Origin of the sequence: Chitinophaga sp. ARDCPP14, from assembly GCF_051362515.1 — a bacterium.
In the GTDB taxonomy this organism is placed as follows: domain Bacteria; phylum Bacteroidota; class Bacteroidia; order Chitinophagales; family Chitinophagaceae; genus Chitinophaga.
The window spans coordinates 73,889-92,571 of record NZ_JBKIXB010000001.1 but is presented as its reverse complement, the minus strand read 5'-3'; the positions used below and the strand labels follow the sequence as shown (position 1 = coordinate 92,571).

Sequence of the window (18,683 nt, the reverse complement as noted above, 5' to 3'; positions counted from 1 at the left end):
TTAATAAAATGGCATTCCTAGAAACCGAATTGCAAACCAAAAGTGTAGGTGCGGGAAGGCGGATAAGTACCCATGTCAATACCCACCGCCATATCAGCATAGTTGGCGAGGTTCTCGTTGGTATACAACTCCGGATCCATGCCGCCATACTTGGTAATGGTAAACAGGTTTTGAGCGCTTACATAGATGCGTGCATTGGTAAAACCGATGCGTTGCAACAGGGAAGGCGACAAGGTATAACCCAGCATCGCGTTTTTAAGCCGCAGGTAGCTGCCATTTTCCACATAGCGGTCGGAGGTGCGGCGGTTGTTATTTGGGTCAAGGAAGGTGGCCCTGGGTGTTTTGTTGCTGGTGCCTTCTCCATGCCAGCGATCATTGTAGAAATCTTCCTTGTTATTAAATCCCCGTCCGTCGAAACTGTTGATGATGTTATCTACTTCATTATAGATCTGGTTGCCCTGTACCCCGTTAAAGAACAGGGTGAGGTCAAACTGTTTGTAATTGATACCGGCATTCAGGCTGTACAGCAGCTTGGGATTAGGATTGCCGATAATAGTGCGGTCTGCATCATCAATTTTTCCGTCGTTATTGTAATCAACAAAACGGATATCACCGGGTTTGGCATTGGGCTGATACAGTTCGCCTTTGCTGTTTGTATACTGCGCTACGTCCTGATCGTTCTGGAATAAACCATTTGTTTTGTAACCATAGAAAGAGCTGATAGGCTGGCCTTCCCGCAGGATTACGCGACCGGAGCCGGCGGAAAAGATCTGTTCACGGCCTTTGTACAACGACACTACCTTGTTGCGCAGGGTGGTAACGTTGGCGGCTATATTAAGAGAGAGATCTTTCTGCAACGACTGTTTATAGACGGCGGTAATTTCCAGTCCTTTGTTGCTCATTTTAGCGCCGTTTACATAGGGTGGCGTAGCATCGCCATTGGTGTAGGAAGAGGGCAGCTGTATGAGAATGTCTGAAGATTGTTTGTTGAAATAATCCACGCTGAGGGTCAGTGCGCCTTTCAGGAAACCTGCGTCCACACCGATGTTGGATTGGGTAGTGGTTTCCCATTTCACATCGGGGTTACCACGGCTGATTACCTGTAAAATATTATTGCTGGTGGAGTAAATGGTGGCAAATGGATAAAGGCCGATATCCTGGTTGCCCAGCTGTCCCCATCCTCCGCGGATTTTAAGGTCATTCAGCCAGGTCACATCTTTCATGAAACTTTCATGGGCAATGTTCCAGCCGGCAGAGAAAGAGGGAAAGTAACCCCAGCGGTTGTCGGCGCCAAACCGGGAGGAAGCATCCGTCCGCATGTTCACATTCAGCATGTATTTGTTATCATATGCGTAGGTAACCCTGCCGAAGTAAGACATCAGCGCCCATTCTTCCAGGTTGCCGCTGTTAAATTGCTGCCCGGAACCGTAGTCGAGGTAACGCAGGCTGGCGGAAGCATCGGCGCGATTGTCGTAGCCATTACGGGATGCTGCGAGGTAGTCTACCTTGGAAGAAATATATTCGGAACCCAGTGTTACGCCCACATTGTGTTTTTCATTGAACAGGTGATTGTAGCTGAGTACATTGGTCCAGTTATACGTAGTATAGCGGTTACGGAATTTATCGAGCCCTTTGTCTTTATCCTGCATCAGCGTACGATCGCCGGGTATTTGCCCGCTGTACTGCTGTTGTTCCGCCACATAAAAATCGGTACCCAGATCACTGCGGAGTTTAAAATCATTCAGAAAGCGGGCTTCTGCAAACACGTTACCCAACAGGCGGTATTTGCTCATGGTGCGGGTACGGTAATCAGCAATGGCCAGTGGATTTTTTCCATCACCATAGAGCAAAGGATTTTTATAGAGATCCGCCGGCGGCAGGTCGGTATAAAAACCGGTCTTATCATCATAGAGTGGAAGCGCATTGGGCCTGATAAGCGCATAGCGTACTACGCCTGGTAAGCTGCCTGGGCGGGCGCCATCGCCGGAAGCGCCTATTTCCTGGGTACGGTCGTAGGTAAGGTTCAGGTTTTCACCTACCCGCAGCCAGCTTTTTACTTCGCTGCTTACATTGGAGCGGAGCCCGTACCGTTTGAAATTGGAGTTTACGATAGTACCATCCTGGTTTACTACGTTGCCGGCCAGGTAATAGCGGGTTTTATCCGAGCCGCCGGAGAAAGCCAGGTTATAACGCTGGGTGAGCGCCTGCCGGAAAATGGCGTTCAGCCAGTTGGTATTGGGCAATTTGGCGGCATCGTCCTGGTTGCGGGTGGAAGAGCCATCGTTGGCAAAAGCCTCGTTTTGTAATTCTATAAACTGGCTGGTACTCAGCATATCGGGTAACCCGCTGGCATTGGCAATGCCATAGGCGATGTCGATATTGATTTCGTTTTTACCGGCTTGTCCTGTTTTAGTGGTCACGAGTATCACACCATTGGCTGCGCGCGAACCATAAATGGCTGCCGCTGCCGCATCTTTCAGCACTTCAATGGAGGCAATGTCGTTGGGTGAAATGGTGTTCAGCCCGCTGTTCATAGGCACTCCGTCAATAATATAAAGCGGGTTGCTGCTCTGGCTGAGGGAGCCAATACCCCTGATGCGTACGACGGCTTCGGTGCCGGGTGCGCCGGTAGGCGAGGTAACGGAAACACCGGAGGCCTGTCCCTGCAACGCTGTGCTGAGGTCGACCGCCTGCGTTTTAGCAAGGCTTTTTCCATCTATGGAGGAGATGGCGCCGGTCACCTGGCTTCGCCGTTGCGTACCATAACCGATTACCACCACATCTTTCAAGGCCACTTCGTCTTTTTGCAGGGTTACATCGAGGGCGCCGCTGCCGGAGTACGGGATTGTTTTGGTCAGAAATCCCATAAAGGAAAACTGCAGCGTAGCAGGACCGCCGCCGCTGATGGTAATGGTATAGCTGCCATCCACCCCTGAAACAGCGCCGTTTTTGGTATTGGGCTGTACTACGGTGACGCCGGGGAGGGCGCCACCCTGCTCGTCGCTAACACGGCCGCTTACTTTCACCTGGGCATAAGTTGCCCCGCCAAGCAGCAGCAGTATCATAGCTGACATTAATTGTGTCCAGTTTTTCATTCGTAAGAATTTAATGGTTCCGTCCCCCTGGAAGAACCGGTTTGAGAAATGTATTTAACGTTGGATTTGAATGGAATTTACAGGCCGTGCATCACCTGTTTTTTCATACGCCGGAATATTTTTGATTGATTTGGATGAGCTAAAGATAGGTGTAAGGAGCGGGAAGCGACTGTACTATAGTTACAAATAACTGTACAATTGGGAGAATTTATAATTGGTATATATTGATAATCAAGTGGTTGGTTGCTTACTTGTCTTGTGGGCCAAACTATACCATGGTTTGTTGTTCGCGGTATTCATTAGGGGAACAGTGGTACATCTTTTTAAACTCACGGAAGAAATAAGACTGGTTATTAAAACCTGTTTTATAGAATATTTCGGCCACGGTAAAACGGGTTTTTACCAGGAGTTGGGCAGCTTGTTTTAACCGGATGTAACGGATGAATTCTGCCGGTGTCATATTGGTAAGTGTTTTCAGCTTCCGGTATAATTGCATTTTGCTGAGGAGCAAATGCTTTTCCAATGCTTCGGCATTTAATCCTTCTTCATCCATCCGGTTTTCTATTACCTGTACCAGTTCCTGCAGGAACTGTTTGTCGGTATCCGGCATATCGGTTTCTTCCAGTTGGCCGAACGGATGATCCCTCCGGAAGATTTCGTGCAGGCGTTGGCGGTATTCCAGCAGCTTACGTACCCTCACCTGTAAGTGATCAGCATAGAAGGGTTTGGGAAGATAGGCATCTGCACCTGCTTCGTAGCCTTCTGTTTGCTGGTCGATGGCGCTGCGGGCCGACAGGATAATAAAAGGAATATGACAGGTACTGGCGGTATTCTTTACTTTGTCGCAGAGTTCCAGGCCGTTCATATCGGGCATCATGATATCGCTGATGATCAGGTCGGGCAGGGTTTGCCGGATCAGCTCCAGTGCTTCATTCCCATTACCGGCTTCATATATAATATACTGACCGGCAAGCAGGTCTTTTAATAGCTGCCGGATGGCGTATTCATCTTCCACTAACAAAATACTTTTTTTACCCGCCTCCTGTACGCTTCGGATGCGGGACAGTTTGTTGGGATCAATCACCGGCGCCGCCTGGGGTAACAGGTCGGCAGTAATGGATTGCAACAGGTAGGAGGGAACAGGATTGGCAGGCGCCTCCTGTTGCTGCAGGTAAGTGTTGCCCGTTTCTGAAAGCGGGAGCTGTACATAAAAGGCCACGCCGTTATTTTCATTTGCCGCACGGATGCTGCCATTGAGCAGGTGTACCATTTGCTGGGTAAAAGCCAGCCCGATGCCCGTTCCGAATGTGCCATGTGTGGCAGTAGCGGTACTGAAAAAACGGGTAAACAAGTTATCCAGTTGTTCGTTGGAGATGTGACTACCGGAATTATACACATAGAGGTGCAGGCAGTCGTTCGTTTGTTGGGCGCGAAGCAGGATGGATTCTTCCCGGTTGGTATATTTACAGGCATTGCTCAGCAGGTTAAACAGGATTTTTTCCAATTTGTCTTTATCCATCGCAGCAATCATAGCCGGTGCAATATGAGTGTCAAAACGCAGGGCTTTTTGCTGGCACATAGGTTTAAACAAGGCCGCAATATTTTCCAGCAGCGCGGAAATATTAAGCGCGGAATAATAGTTTTTCAGAAAACCGGCTTCGGCCCTGCGGAATTCGAGCAACTGTTGCACCAGGTAGGTAAGCCTGGAGGCATGCTGATGTACAAGCGCCTGGTGATACGTGTCGCCGGGTTGTTCCCGGCTGCGTTCTGCCGCACCAACGATCAGCGTGAGCGGTGTTTGCAGTTCGTGGGCAATGTTGGTAAAAAAGCGGAGTTGTTCTTCGTGTACTTCTTCTTCTTTTTTACGCAGCAGGTGTTCCATTTCCAGCTGATGCTTCATGGCCAGTTTATTTTTCCGGTACAGCCAGAAAGCAGTACCCGCGCTGCCCAGCAGTACCAGGTACAATAGGAACGCAGGCCACGTAAGCCAGAAATATTGTTGAATGGTAAGGGTGAACAGTACGCTGGGCGGCGTCCATACGCCTTCCCCGTTACTCCATTTTACTTTCAGCACATACCGGCCGGGAGGTACATTGCTGTAAGCGATCCTGCCATTGCCACCGGTGTACTGCCAGGTTTTATCGTAGCCTTCCAACAGCCAGGCGTATTCACATTTTTCTGCATGAAGAAAACTGACGGCTTTTCCCTGCAATTCAAAAAAGTTATCCCGCCTTGCCAGCGTATAGGCGGCGGTATTATATTCCCCGGGTTGCAATACCTCCAGGCCGGTTTCATTTGTTTTGCCGGCCAGTTGCAATCCTGATACCAGCAGGTTAGGATATACACGGCGTTCCTGTATATTAGCCGGTATAAAATAATTGAAGCCATATACGCCACCGAAGTACAGCCGTCCCGCTGGATCTTTCCAAACGGCCCCATCACTAAACTCGTTGCTTTGTAATCCATCGGCCTCCTGGAAATGAGATATTTCCGCAGTAGCGGGATTGATGCGCGCCAGCCCTTTATTGGTACTTACCCAGATCAGGCCGTCGTTGTCCTGTGTAATAGCATGAATGGTATTATTAGGCAGGCCGTTGCCGGTATTATAGCGGGTAAATGCCGGTCGCGGTTTACTGATATCTGCTTCTGCAATACAGTTCAACCCATAGCTGGTACCTATCCATAACCGCTGTTTGGTATCGCGGTAAAGCGCCAGCACATCGTTATGTGATAAGCTGCCTTCGTAACTAAAGGCCTTAAATACCTGGAATTGTTGAAGCTTTTTATTGAACAGGTTAAGTCCGCCGTAGCGGCAGCCTATCCATAGCGAGTTAGCAGGGCCGGGAGCCAGTGAATAAATGATATCATTGGCAGGGCCGCTGTTGCTGCCATTAAAAGTATATTGTTGAAATGCCGTTACGGCGATATCGCCACCCTGCCGCTGAATACGCAGATGTACCAGCCCGTACCCGCTGGTGCCCAGCCATAGGGAGCTATCGGCATCCGGCAGTATGGCATATACAGAGCCAAACAACGGCAATTTATTGCTGCCGCGTACCTGTTGCCAGTTGATGAAGCGTTTATGCAACTGGTCATAAATAGCAAGACCTTTGCCATCGGTGCCAATAAAGATGATACTATCCATGCCACGGCAAAGCGCAAAAACGGAATTATCTTCCAGTTCTGCCGAAAATAGCTGTTGGTGCGTAGCGGCGGGTTGCCGGGTGAAGTTGGACAAACAGATGATGCCACTGCCTTTGGTGCCCACCCAAAGATCGTTGCCATTGGCACAGAAGGCGCGTATCGGTTTATTAAAAGCGGCGCCGCCGGTAATTTTGTTTACGGTGCCGAAGTATTTTGTTTGCGGGTATATTTTGATGATGCCATTGCCATCTGTTCCGCACCATAACACCTGTTCGTTATTGCCGCTGGCCCAGGATATGATTTTCATGTCCTGCAGCTGCCGCGTGGCTTCGGGCAAAAGATGCGTGGGCCGGAACTGGGCATCATACTCTCCAAAGCCTTGTGTTACCCATGCCAGCAGGTAATGCTGGTTGTAGATAGTCATGGCGTTTACGGCATGCGGAAGCAGCGCCTGCAGTTGTGCCTGGTGGGTACCGCCCGATACTGCCATCAGCTCGTGCGCGGCGGTGGTGAAAAAGATCCTGCCGTTAACGGAGAACAAGGCCTGCACATTGGTATAGCGCTGTAATAAGGGCCATTGTGCCTGCCAGTCGGCATATATCTCCAGGCTGCCATCGCCGCGGAGTACCCACAGGTGGTTAGCGCTGTCGAATACGGCTTTGCTGATACGGTTATTGCCAGCCGGGAGGGGGCATACCACAAAAGAATCGGTGGCGGCATTGTAGCGGGTAAGTCCTTCCTGCCGGCTCAGGCAGTAAAGCTGTCCGGCGGTATCGGCGATCAGCCGGTATTCCTGCTCGCTGATGCGGCTGCGTTGTTGGCGGCCGTAAAAGTAATTATAAAATTTCCCGGTTTGTTTATCGTATCGCGATACCCCTTCGATGGTGCTGAGCCAGATGCGCCGCTGGCCGTCTTCCGTTACCTGCAGCACCACGTTATTGCCGATGCTGTGCAGCGGGTTGTCTTTGCTGTAATTAAATACATGGAAAGCGGTGCCATCATACATATTCAGCCCGTCCCAGGTGGCGGCCCACAGCAGCTTATCGGAATCCAGGAACAGGGAATTAACTGCGCTGTTGGAAAGACCGTTGCGGTTATCGAGTTGTTGGGTATAGTAAGACGCTGTGTCACCCGCAAAAACAGCTGGTGCACAGGTGAATATACAGATCAGCAGGAAACAGACCAGAGACAATCGCTTCATAACGTGCCGGTTTACAGTGGCATTACCGTTGACATCTGTTAAGGTACTAAATTTCTGGTTGTGAGGAACGTAGGGAGTACCTAAACATTTCAACGATGAATTTTCAAATACGCCTTTGCCGGAATAATACCCGTTTCCTCCGGGTAGCTTACCCTTATGAAGTTTTTGATAGCTTTTATTCCATTAATAAATTATATAGCTTCGCAGCATGTTAACTGTGGAAAAAATCGGTGGCACGTCAATGAGTGCCCTGAAAGATGTAATCGACAATATCATTTATTATGGCCGTACCGGCGATAGGTTATACAATCGTGTCTTTATTGTTTCTGCTTTTTCCGGCGTGACAAACCTGCTGCTGGAGAATAAAAAAACAAAAGCCCCTGGAGCCTATCATCAATTCGCCACTGGAAATGATTACCATCAGGCACTTGAATCTGTAAGGCTTCACCTTAAAGAGTTGAATGCCTATTACCAACCGCTTGGGCTGAACATAGCACAAGCCAACGAAGTGACGGACGGCATTATTAACCGGGTGCTGACATATCTGGACAGCGCAAACACTATGTTGGCCTCGGGGTACCTTAATGAAGGCATCCTGCTGGCTGTTCGTGAGATCCTGGCTTCCGTAGGAGAAAGTCACTCGGCTTTTATGCTGACAAATATCCTGCGGAACAAAGGGCTTAACGTAGCGCTGGCAGACCTGAGCGGCCTGGGGGATGGACGTTCACTAACCATTGATGAACGTATCAGGGAAGAATTTGAGCGTCTCGATCTTAAAAGCTGCCTGTGTATTGCAACAGGGTACGTGAAAGGGACAGAAGGGATCATGAGAGAATTTGACCGCGGTTATTCCGAAGTAACTTTCAGCAGAATAGCAGAACTACTCCGGCCTGAGGAAGCTATTATCCACAAAGAATACCACCTGTCAACCGCAGATCCCGGATTGGTAGGCATAGAAAACGTGAAACCGGTTGGCTATACCAATTACGATATTGCAGATCAACTGGCCGATGTAGGGATGGAGGCTATTCATCCTAAAGCTGCAAAGCCACTGGAAATATCGCGTATTAACCTGCGCATCAAAAACACCTTTGAACCTGAACATCCGGGCACGCTGATCACTAAAAATTATATTTCTGAACATAAGAGGGTAGAGGTCATCACCGGCTCAGACCAGCAATTGCTCATCGACATCTATGATCCGCTAATGGTAGGCGCCGTAGGAAGCGATCTCGACATCATGCAGGTATTTGCCCGTTACGGTGTCAGCTATACTTTTAAGGCTACCAGCGCCAACAGCATTAGTATCGTTATTTGGGAAAGTGATTTGAAACAGCAGCTGCTGAAGGAACTGAAGGAAAAATATGAACATGTGACTTTGGAACCTATAGCAATGGTATGTTTGCTGGGTTCTAATATGGATCAGCCGGGATTGTTAGCCAAAGCTACTGCTGCACTGGCCAACGCAGATATCAATATATTAAGCGTTGGAGTAGCATTGAGAAAGGTTAATTTCCAGTTCGTGATTACCCGGGAACATTTCAAAGCGGCGATCATTGCACTGAATAAAGCAGTGGGATAAGTTTATGTCCCTTCTTATTTTTTCGCTTGAGGAAATTCGACATTGATACAAATAAAATAGGGTTGTAAGTCTCAAAGTTTCTCCCGTATTGACTCCTCAATTGTGTCGACAGCGTCGACACAATCTGTTTGGCATACGCCGCCCGTTTATTTTTAAGGATTTCATTGTTGATGCGCTGGCCAATCTGCCAGAAAAGTATTGTAAGAGTACTGTTAGCATGTGAAAATACTTGTCGTTGACTTTGCTCAATAAGCTGCGAAAGCTCTTTGAATAAGGACTCTTCGATTGACGTTACGCTTCTTCCTTTTGCCATTGTGCTTAATTTATTAGCAATCCAGTATTGAGGAATGCCAGATTCTCACGTTAGATGAATAACCTGAAAACTAGATAACGAAAGAATTATAAGCGTTAATTGGAAGTTAATGCGACAGGAGAATAATTCAATTGTAAAAGGAAGTGTGGTTCGATTTCCCTCTAAAAACTCGTTTTTGATGGAAGCCATTATCGAACCGCCCGACTGAATGAAGCAGTAAAGCTAATATACGCGCTGGACACGGGTCTTCCTAAAAATAAAAATGGACAAACCAGGAGTAATCTTGATTTGTCCACTTTCGTGCCCAGAACTGGATTCGAACCAGCACACCCTTGCAGGCGCTGCGACCTGAACACAGTGCGTCTACCAATTTCGCCATCTGGGCAACTGATATTGTGTCAGGGGTTGCAAAGATAAGCAGCTAAAACTTTTTACCAAATATTTTTGCAAAAAAATAGTGGAGTCTATTTGTAACACCCATAGGCAACCTCCAAACGGGAAAGATCGCATTCCAGTGCTGCGCGGTCCCAATGCCCTGTGTTAGCCGCTGCCTCATAGGTCGACTGCATGAACGCGAGCAACGTTTCCTCCGGATCTGTTGCCTGTTGTACTACTTCATAAGGCAACATAAATTCCCCCATCTCCTGGCTGTAAAAAGCGCCGGCAGGTTGAACAGGTTGTTCGCTGAAAGCAGGGGGAACCGGGTAACAGTAAGCGTAAAAAACAGCATGCGGATACTGTTCACTGCCAGGCCAGAATCCACAGGAGCTTACCTCTTTGGAGTAAGCCTCCCGCATTACCGCTGCCGGCATATTGGGGGCTTCACCCTGGTGAGGCGGCGCATCCCTTCCCGAGAACCGGGTTACCGCCAGGTCGAATGCGCCCCAGAAGAAGTGGACGGGGCTGCATTTGCCGGTGAAACGTGTCCTGAATCGGGTGAAGATGTTGTGGATTTTCACCAGGGCCTGCCAGAAGTCCTCCATTTTTTGGCGGTCGTACGACTGGTGAACCTCATCTTTCTCAAACGGAATCGCCTCCGCTATTTCACTGGGAACTGTGTAAATAGTCACATCAATATCCAGCTCCTTCAGTTTTTCAAATAACGCATGGTAAAAGTCGGCCACCGTTCTGGGCCGCAGTTCCACTATTTCTTTTTTGCCGGTACTGGTGATGATGACCAGCTGGTGCTGCATGAAGTTAAAGTCGATCTGGAATATGCCATGTTGGTACGGCACGCTTCCGGTGCTGAGTCCATCCGGACTTACATACAAGGTCACATGCCACGAGTGGTTTAACCACGGCATTTTCCGGAGGCGGATTTTTCCCACGATCTGCGTCCACAGGTGTACTGTCGCTAAGGTATCTTTCCAGTCGTTATAGGTCAGCACAGGCCATTGATCCTGTTTGGAATTGGCATTTTGCATGGGTGAATGATTGAAGATGAGCAATTCAGTACCCGGATTAACAAATGGGGTGGGGGTAATGTTCCGGGTAAAAGTGACTTTTTGCAATCATTATCTTGAAAAATATCAGTTAAACGGAATCCACCTGCCAGTAACTTTGTTGGTTGCAGGGGAAGAACCATGGTGTCTTCCTGAAAAATTACGGAGATAATAAATGCTACGCCATATTGGAAGAAAGAGAAATTATAAGCACAACCTGCAATTGGCAGTGTTGCTATGTTTTACAGCAGGTATCGTAAATGCGGCCGGTTTTTTTGCCTTCGCTGTGCTAACCACTAATGTTACCGGGCATGCCGCATTGCTGGCTCACAAACTGGCAACCGGCGATCTGCGCGCCGCAAGGATGGTAGGCTTATGGCTGATCCTTTTTCTTGCCGGGGCTTTTTTCTCAAGCTTCTTAACCGGGAAAGCCGGTAAAAACAAACGATGGGGTAACGTGGCGTGTATCGTGATTGAGATCATTATTCTCCTGCAGGTGGGAAGCTTCGGAAGCTCATTTGATCAGTCTATTATCAAAACAGAACTCTTCGCCGGCAGTTTGCTTTTCGCAATGGGAATGCAGAATGCTTTGGTATCCACCATCTCCGGTTATGTTGTCAGAACTACACATCTTACAGGCATGTTCACCGACCTGGGAATCGACCTGTATACGCTGGCAGCTGCTCATGGTAAAAATGTGGATCATGTAAAAAAGAAGGTCACACTGCGGCTTGTCATCATCGCCTTTTTCCTGGCTGGTGGAATAGCAGGAGGATACGTGTTCCTCAGATACCAGTATTTCACCTTTTATTTACCGGCTGCCATCCTCGCTATTGCTGTATTTTACGACGTTTTCCGGATCCGCTTGTTTAAATGGGTGCGTCGCATAAGAACAATGCCCCGTGGACGGGAATTAGTTGACATTTTCATACCGTAAGGGTACCTTTGATGATATTTGCTTATCACGGATAAATCAAAGGTCGTTTTTATGAGTCTAGCTGGCCTGTTTCCTATTGATAAATGGAATTTCAAATCTCAATCCATTTTAACTGATCTCCCGGAAGATGAGTACGCGGAACTCTGTTCCCACATGGAGGAACAGCGATACCGTAAAGGGGATGTAATATTCAGGGAAGGAACAGTGGCGTCAGGTATTTTCTTTATAAAAAAGGGAAAGATTAAAAAGTATCACGTAGACCATAAAGGAAAAGAACAGATAATATACGTCGCCAATAAAGGAGAATTAATCGGATACCATGCAATTTTAGCAGGAGAGCGTTACCCTGATGCTGCGGCTGCCCTGGAAGAATGCCTCCTTTCTTTTATTCCCAAAGAAGATTTTATGGCTACCTTAAACCGGTCGGATGTATTGCCACGCAGGTTACTGAAAACGCTCAGTCATGAATATACTGTACTGGCAAACAGCGTTTCCGTATTTGCACAGCGGTCTGTTAAAGAACGACTGGCTATAGTATTAATCATTTTACGGGAGAAATTCAAAGAAGAAACTCCTTCCGGAAACGATATCCTGATCAATCTTTCCCGTAGTGACCTGGCCAACATGGTAGGTACCGGCAACGAAAACATCACCAGGTTTTTATCCGAATTTAAAGCCACCGGTATTTTAACGACGCAGGGGAAAAATATCTGTATTAAAGATGTGAAGCAACTGATTAAATTGTCAGGTTATGGAAATATACGATAGCCTGAAACAGGCGCTTATAAAAAAGGGTTGCAGATCGAAAGATTTACAACCCTTCTTTATAATGAGCTGGTTAAATTATTCCACCCAGTAGGTTAACGGTACAACAATATAGCCATCGGGTCCAACAGCATCGCTGCTGAGTGTAACAGTAGAGGATACAGCCCCTTCCCAGTTGCCCGGGTACGCACCAAAGGTATACGTGCCGGCCGGCAGGTTTTCAAATTTATCCTCGTCTTCCTGGCCGCCGGGATAATAGTACACACCAGTGGCTACATTTTTTGCCCAGTAACCGCGTAACCCGGTGCCGCCTGTAACCGGCGCGCCATAAATGTCTACCAGTGTTATTCGGACACTAAATTCCGTCAGGATTTTGCTGGATTTTCCGGGAACAATACAATGGGCGCTGCTGATGTCATCATTTCTGCCGGACGTGGGAGTTGCATTGCTCTGTAATAAAAAAAGTGCGGACAGAAAGCTAAGAAAGATGGCTTTTCTCATGGGTTAAAATTTAATATTAGGTTTTCAAATGAGTATTTAAGTTAGAATTTTATTGCTGGATTTTGTAAGATTTTATTGTTAAATCAAGGGATGATAATGTAGCTAAGTAACAGTCACCTGACTAAGGGCGTTTATACGCTGGAGATCAGCAATAGAAAAGGAGTAAACAAATTAACACTACATCAAAGGAGGCTTGAACATCCATGATTTTCAAGCCTCCTTTGATATGGTTCAGCTTTTTTTGCTTTCTTCATAAGTAGGGCCGTATAAACCCGGTACCTTGTTTCCTGTGGCACGCAGGTAAACAATCATTTCTCCACGATGATGATAGATATGATTAAAAAGAAATCCCCGTGCTACGATTCCCCTCGGCACCGGACCCAGAATTACCCGTTCTCCTGCTTTCATGGTCCAGTTGTCCTGCAATTTTTCTTCGGTAAGCGATTTTATTGCAGTCCTGGCTTTCTCAACATTACTTTCAAAAAACGCCAGGGTAGCTTTGATATCGTTCGTGTCGCCCCGTTCCGGGCGATCCTTAGCCAAATCATACACGTCCTGCGTGAATGTGCCGGAGTACCAGTGGTAAATGGTGGCAATGTGCTGTGCCAGCTCACCCATCGTCCAGGAAGTTTCAGAGGGTTTGTAACCGAGGTCATCTTCTGGAATGGCTTGTAATAATTTACGTGTGTTATTTACTTCATGTTCGAATTCCTGTGTTAAATATTGCAGTATCATGTCTCATGAATTTTTAATAAAGATAACAAAGAGGATTGATACTAAAACCGGTAAGGCACTAGAGAGGGCATACCTCTTCAGTGCCTTACCGGTGTAATCAACTATCCGATATTAATATCCTTTGGTAGGTACCAGGTTGGGGTTATTTCTTAACTCCGTACTTGGTATTGGGAATAACAATTCTCTTTCCGTTAAAACCGGTCCATAAGAGAATTTATGTCCTACATAATTATCAAAGCCTTTAGTAGTGAGGTTGAATGCTTTGCGGAGGCGTACCATATCAAACCAGGTAATGTTTTCAAAGCACAACTCGTACCAGCGTTCCCGCCAGATGGCTTCCCGTAATTGGTCCTTAGACAATCCCGCCAACGCCTGTAATGTAGCCCTCGCCCTTACCTGGTTAACCGCATCGTACACTTTTGCACCCGGACCGCTTACTTCGTTAGCAGCTTCAGCATACACGAGCAGGATATCGGCATAGCGGATCAACGACCAGTTAAGATCGCTGTTGGCGGTAGTTGTTTGCGCCGTCACGTCAAAAAGCTTGTAGATAAAATATCCGCCAAGGTCTACCTTCAGGTTCCGGTTGTCCTGGTTGGTGAATTCGGTAAAAAAGAACTGACCTTCCTTGGCGCGCAGATCAGCGGCATCATAGGATCTTACAAAGTCGGCCGTTGCATAAATACCGCCTGTTTCAGCAGAATAGGCAGAAATATTTTTGTTGTAAGGAATAATGAGCGGTTGCCAGGACCCGGGAATGACCTGTGTTTTATACTGGATCATAAAAATATTTTCCTCTATGTTTTTCTTTGCAGGATTATGCAAATCACCATAGGTGTCAAATAGTTTAAATTGTTTTGAATCCAATACTTCTGCTGCTTTTTTTGCTGCCAGGTCAAAGTAGGTAGCTCCTTTTTGTAAAGGGTAGCCGGCCATTGTCAGATACACCTTTGCCAGCAATGATTTTACAGCTCCCAGCGATACTTTTCCGCTGGCGTCCTTCCAGGGTAACCCGGCATTTTCCGCTGTTGTCAAATCATCTACAATTAATTTATAAACATCTTCCGGAGCGGCCTGCATGGGTCTTAACTGATCGGATTTCAAATCAACGGGCTCCGTAATTAAAGGAATATTGCCAAACATTTGCACCAGGTTGAAATAATACCAGGCCCGTAAAAAGTGAGCTTCGCCCAGCAGGCTTTTGGCTTCTGCTGCATCCATAGAAATACCTGGTATTTTGGCGATAGATAAATTAGCATTGCTGATGCCTTTGTAATAGTTTCTCCAGTAATTCTCTCCATAAGCATTATCGGCGGTATTGTGGAGGTCTTTTACAAAGTAGCTGTTAACAGCCTGCCCAAGATCAGTACCGGCCTGCCCGGTGGCAAATTCTGTCATGGTCCAGGGGCCGCCGCCAAACTCACCGGACATCGGTTCCCGTAAACTGGCGTAAATGGCGTTTACAGAACTTCTTGCGTGTTCGGGCTTTGTAAAATAAGTATCTTCTGTATAGTTGCTGGGATCCGTTTCATCTAAAAATTTCCGGCAACCGCTTATCCATAGTGTACCGGTTGTTAATACCAGCAGTCCGTATCTTATTATTGTTGCTTTCATAATTTTTCGTTTAAAGTTTATTCTGTATTATAATCCCACATTAAGACCCAGCATAAATACCCGTGGCTTCGGATAATCGTACAAGTTCAAACCCTGATCGAAAGGAGAGCTGGAGTTGGAAACTTCAGGATCGTATCCTTTATATTTTGTGACCAGGAAAAAATTCTGTACGGATGCATATACTCTCAGGCGGCTAAGCTTTAAAGCAGAAACGGTGTTTGCCGGAAATACATAAGCCAGTAACAAATTACGGCCACGGATAAACGATCCGTCGGTAACCTTATGGCTGTCGTTATTGGTGGTGTAATAGGCGTTAATAGGGCGTATCTGTGCAATAGGCGTATTTTGATTGGTTTCCGTCCATGCATTAAGCACGGTTTTATAACTATTGGCAATGCCTTGTCTATCTTCAGCAGAATGTATGCTCCTGTCTAATACATCGTTGCCATACATAAACTGCAGGTCTACAGTCAGCGACCATGATTTATACTGAAAGGTGTTCAGGAAGGTACCATATCCGTCGGGTATGCCTTTACCGATGATGGTCCTGTCTAAATCATTGATGATACCATCATTATTGATATCCTTATATTTTACGTCGCCGGGCAGCATATTATATTTCTTTGCTTCGTCAGCTTCCTTGCTGCCCCAGGTGCCGAGATGCATTCTTCCAAAGAAAGAACCAACCGGTTCACCCACCCTGATGATCCCGTTGCCGGAAGATATATCACCATTGGCCAAAGCAAGTACCCTGTTTTTATTGACAGAAATGTTGAAGGTGGTATTCCAGGAAAAATTATCGTTTTGAATATTAATAGAATTGATGGCAAACTCAACACCCTTGTTTTCCATACTGCCAACATTGGAGAAAATTTTATCACGCCCGCTGGTATATGGTAACGGCGCATCCAGCAACATACCATCTACTTTTCTGCGGTATAAGTCCAGTTCGAGATTCAGCCTGTTGGAAAATAAACCGAGTTCAAGACCGAAGTCGACCTGCTTTGTTTTTTCCCACTGCAAACCAGGATTGGCGATACGGTCAATACCAACGCCGGAATTACGTGCCCCGTTGAAAATCACACTGTAATTTCCCATGCCCGCGAGCGCCCTGTAGGCAGGGATTTCAGAGTTGCCGGTAGCTCCGTAACTGGCACGCACTTTTAAATTGGATATAGCAGCAATACTCTTCATGAAATCTTCTTCTGTTACCCTCCAGGCGAGAGCGGCAGAAGGAAAGAATGCAAACTGGTTATCACTTCCGAATTTGGAAGATCCATCCAAACGGCCGGTGAAAGTGACTAAATACTTATTGCGGAAACCATAATTTACACGGCCAAAATAAGAATTCAAGCCATTGGCAGTTCCCACGGAAGAAGGAGGCTGGGGGCTGGATCCTGCACCAAGATTGTAATATTTGTAGTACGAATCGGTGAAGCCCTCTGTACTTGCCTGGTTTTCGAAACGGTCGATATGCTGCCAGGACACCCCTGCCATCGCATTTAAAGCATGTACTTTTGCAAACTGCCTGTTGTAGGTAAGGTAGTTCTCAAACTGCCAGGAGTTGTACCTGTTGTTATTAATAAAAGCATTTCCGTTGTCTGAAATGTATTGCATTCCCTTGGCGGCGAAATAATCTTCCCGTTGGTTAATGATGTTGACACCAATCGTCGATTTCAATTCCAGCCCTTCCGCCAGGTGAATGTTTGTATACATATTGCCAAGAAGCGTTTGGGTATGCAGTATGGAGATCCTGTCGGCGGATACCCTTAAAGGATTATCGCCGCCCTCCATGCCCGGATAGTCCCTGTTGCTCGCCCACGACCCGTCTGCATATTTTACCGGGATAATAGGCAGCGCTTCCAATACCTGGCGCATCATGGTAATACCGCCTCCATCGAGTTGATCCACCTGTTTTTCCCGCTGATCCGTATAGCTCATGGTACCACCGATCTTTAACCAGTCTTTTATCTGGCTGTCGTATACCACACGGCCGGCATACCGATCCTGCCAGGAACCCCGCGCCAATCCATCCTGGCTGCGATAGTTCAGGAAAGCGCCTATGCTTCTTTTTTCATCACCATCGGTAAATCCAAGTTGATGGTTCTGCGTAAAAGCTTTTTGAAATGCTTCGTCCTGCCAGTCGGTGTCGTACAGCGGGTTTCCCTGTGAATCAAATAATTTGGGATTCGTGCGTTTGGTTTTGGGATCGGTGTATTTTGTTCCCGTTGCCCATCCAACGGGATCATATTTTTGCGCGTTGGCATAAGCCAGATCCTCCACCGCCAGGAACTCTTTTGCATTGAGCAGTTCCAGTTTTTTAGGCAGCACACCAATACTGAAATCCGGATCATACGTGATTCTTCCACCGGCGGAAGTGCCTCTTTTCGTGGTAACAAGGATAACGCCATTGGCTCCCCTGGCCCCATAGATCGCGGTGGAAGAAGCATCCTTCAGTACTTCAATAGAAGCAATATCGTTAGGATTGATATAGTCAATCGGCGTACTGCCATTCCTCAAACCCACCGGGTTCAGTATCACACCATCTATTACATACAATGGGTTATTGGAAACGCTCAGAGAGCTTGATCCGCGGATGCGAACGTTGGTTCTCCCACCAGGTCTACCGGAGTTGGAAGAAACATTCACCCCCGATACACGGCCGGATAGGCTTTGGTTTAACGAGGAGGCCGGACGTTCCTGTAACGTTTCGGCTTTAACAGTACCAACCGCCCCGGTCAGATCTGATTTTTTGGTCGTTCCATAACCTACCACCACTACCTCATCTATCTTTTTAACCTGCGGAACAAGCTTAATCACCATGTCCGCAGTAACCTTCACTTCCTGGGTAACATAGCCGATATAAGAAACAATCAGCACTGCATCTTCATTAACGCCTTTAATGCTGAAGTTCCCGTCGCCGTCGGTAGTCGTGGCCTTATTAACATTCTTTACTTTAATACTTACTCCCGGCACGCCAACGCCATTCTCTTCCAAAACCTTACCACGCACATCCATGAGGAATGCAGGTGAATAATTACCTGTTACCGGATCTTTCGCATGGAGCTGCGTGACTACTCCCATGAATAAAACAAAGGCGGCATAAATGATTTTCTGGCGTAACGCCGGCATGTTGAAAGTCACCGTGGAAAACTGTTTCATAATTAAAAAGTTATCAGGTTAATTTGATCGTATCCGTTGTTCCGGATACATTTTTTTAAGTAGCAGAATTTAAGGGCAGCGTAAAGCTTTCGCAGAAAATGCGTTGTGTTTTGGTTGAATGATCTTATAAGTTTTTTTCAGGCAAATGAGTATGGCTTGTCGATGATCGTTCTATGCTGAATGGTTTTTCAT

Annotated in this window: 11 protein-coding genes and 1 tRNA gene; 3 read left to right on the top strand and 9 right to left on the bottom strand. The window is 47.0% G+C overall.

Annotation, left to right across the window (positions count from 1 at the left end; genetic code table 11):
• Positions 1-17: 17 nt before the first annotated feature.
• Positions 18-3,095, bottom strand: a complete 3,078-nt coding sequence (locus tag ACLHR0_RS00310) for a SusC/RagA family TonB-linked outer membrane protein (protein WP_436484197.1) — start codon at positions 3,093-3,095, stop codon at positions 18-20.
• A gap of 268 nt (positions 3,096-3,363) precedes the next feature.
• On the bottom strand, positions 3,364-7,440 hold the full coding sequence (locus tag ACLHR0_RS00305; RefSeq protein WP_436484196.1) for a hybrid sensor histidine kinase/response regulator transcription factor: 4,077 nt from the start codon (positions 7,438-7,440) through the stop codon (positions 3,364-3,366).
• A 208-nt stretch (positions 7,441-7,648) separates the two neighbouring features.
• Here ACLHR0_RS00305 and ACLHR0_RS00300 point away from each other — a divergent pair, with 208 nt between their 5' ends.
• Positions 7,649-9,022, top strand: coding sequence for an aspartate kinase (locus ACLHR0_RS00300; RefSeq protein WP_436484195.1), 1,374 nt, complete (start codon positions 7,649-7,651; stop codon positions 9,020-9,022).
• Here the strand turns inward: ACLHR0_RS00300 and ACLHR0_RS00295 are convergent.
• The 3 genes from ACLHR0_RS00295 to ACLHR0_RS00285 all read right to left on the bottom strand — a co-directional run bounded on the left by ACLHR0_RS00295 (position 8,994) and on the right by ACLHR0_RS00285 (position 10,759).
• A complete protein-coding gene (locus tag ACLHR0_RS00295; protein ID WP_436484194.1) occupies positions 8,994-9,335 on the bottom strand; it encodes a DUF1016 N-terminal domain-containing protein in 342 nt (113 codons plus the stop codon). The two genes, ACLHR0_RS00300 and ACLHR0_RS00295, sit on opposite strands and share 29 nt — an antisense overlap.
• A 301-nt stretch (positions 9,336-9,636) precedes the next feature.
• A tRNA-Leu gene (locus ACLHR0_RS00290) sits at positions 9,637-9,720 on the bottom strand.
• 79 nt (positions 9,721-9,799) lie between these two features.
• A complete protein-coding gene (locus ACLHR0_RS00285) occupies positions 9,800-10,759 on the bottom strand; it encodes a DUF5996 family protein (protein WP_436484193.1) in 960 nt (319 codons plus the stop codon).
• Positions 10,760-10,952: 193 nt separating this feature from the next.
• Here ACLHR0_RS00285 and ACLHR0_RS00280 point away from each other — a divergent pair, with 193 nt between their 5' ends.
• Together ACLHR0_RS00280 and ACLHR0_RS00275 are read left to right on the top strand one after the other, a co-directional pair.
• Positions 10,953-11,714 carry a YoaK family protein gene (locus ACLHR0_RS00280; RefSeq protein WP_436484192.1) on the top strand — a complete coding sequence of 254 codons (762 nt, stop codon included), beginning with the start codon at positions 10,953-10,955 and terminating at the stop codon, positions 11,712-11,714.
• A 51-nt stretch (positions 11,715-11,765) separates the two neighbouring features.
• Complete coding sequence (locus ACLHR0_RS00275; RefSeq protein WP_436484191.1) at positions 11,766-12,482, top strand: Crp/Fnr family transcriptional regulator; 717 nt, start codon at positions 11,766-11,768, stop codon at positions 12,480-12,482.
• Positions 12,483-12,557: 75 nt separating this feature from the next.
• Here ACLHR0_RS00275 and ACLHR0_RS00270 read toward each other — a convergent pair whose 3' ends face one another.
• From ACLHR0_RS00270 to ACLHR0_RS00255, 4 genes are all read right to left on the bottom strand, one after another.
• Entirely contained in the window at positions 12,558-12,980 is a 423-nt protein-coding gene (locus ACLHR0_RS00270; protein ID WP_436484190.1) for a hypothetical protein, read from the bottom strand.
• A 231-nt stretch (positions 12,981-13,211) separates the two neighbouring features.
• Entirely contained in the window at positions 13,212-13,715 is a 504-nt protein-coding gene (locus ACLHR0_RS00265; protein WP_429045928.1) for a DinB family protein, read from the bottom strand.
• A gap of 111 nt (positions 13,716-13,826) precedes the next feature.
• Positions 13,827-15,329, bottom strand: a complete 1,503-nt coding sequence (locus tag ACLHR0_RS00260) for a RagB/SusD family nutrient uptake outer membrane protein (RefSeq protein WP_436484189.1) — start codon at positions 15,327-15,329, stop codon at positions 13,827-13,829.
• A 27-nt stretch (positions 15,330-15,356) separates the two neighbouring features.
• Positions 15,357-18,491, bottom strand: a complete 3,135-nt coding sequence (locus tag ACLHR0_RS00255) for a SusC/RagA family TonB-linked outer membrane protein (protein WP_436484188.1) — start codon at positions 18,489-18,491, stop codon at positions 15,357-15,359.
• Positions 18,492-18,683 lie beyond the last annotated feature (192 nt).

Bases quoted from the DNA above. Each gene is read 5' to 3' on its own strand.
- ACLHR0_RS00265 (WP_429045928.1), bottom strand. From the start codon at position 13,715: ATGATACTGCAATATTTAACACAGGAATTCGAACATGAAGTAAATAAC.
- ACLHR0_RS00300 (WP_436484195.1), top strand. From the start codon at position 7,649: ATGTTAACTGTGGAAAAAATCGGTGGCACGTCAATGAGTGCCCTGAAA.
- ACLHR0_RS00270 (WP_436484190.1), bottom strand. From the start codon at position 12,980: ATGAGAAAAGCCATCTTTCTTAGCTTTCTGTCCGCACTTTTTTTATTA.
- ACLHR0_RS00310 (WP_436484197.1), bottom strand. From the start codon at position 3,095: ATGAAAAACTGGACACAATTAATGTCAGCTATGATACTGCTGCTGCTT.
- ACLHR0_RS00275 (WP_436484191.1), top strand. From the start codon at position 11,766: ATGAGTCTAGCTGGCCTGTTTCCTATTGATAAATGGAATTTCAAATCT.
- ACLHR0_RS00285 (WP_436484193.1), bottom strand. From the start codon at position 10,759: ATGCAAAATGCCAATTCCAAACAGGATCAATGGCCTGTGCTGACCTAT.
- ACLHR0_RS00280 (WP_436484192.1), top strand. From the start codon at position 10,953: ATGCTACGCCATATTGGAAGAAAGAGAAATTATAAGCACAACCTGCAA.
- ACLHR0_RS00255 (WP_436484188.1), bottom strand. From the start codon at position 18,491: ATGAAACAGTTTTCCACGGTGACTTTCAACATGCCGGCGTTACGCCAG.
- ACLHR0_RS00260 (WP_436484189.1), bottom strand. From the start codon at position 15,329: ATGAAAGCAACAATAATAAGATACGGACTGCTGGTATTAACAACCGGT.
- ACLHR0_RS00305 (WP_436484196.1), bottom strand. From the start codon at position 7,440: ATGAAGCGATTGTCTCTGGTCTGTTTCCTGCTGATCTGTATATTCACC.
- ACLHR0_RS00295 (WP_436484194.1), bottom strand. From the start codon at position 9,335: ATGGCAAAAGGAAGAAGCGTAACGTCAATCGAAGAGTCCTTATTCAAA.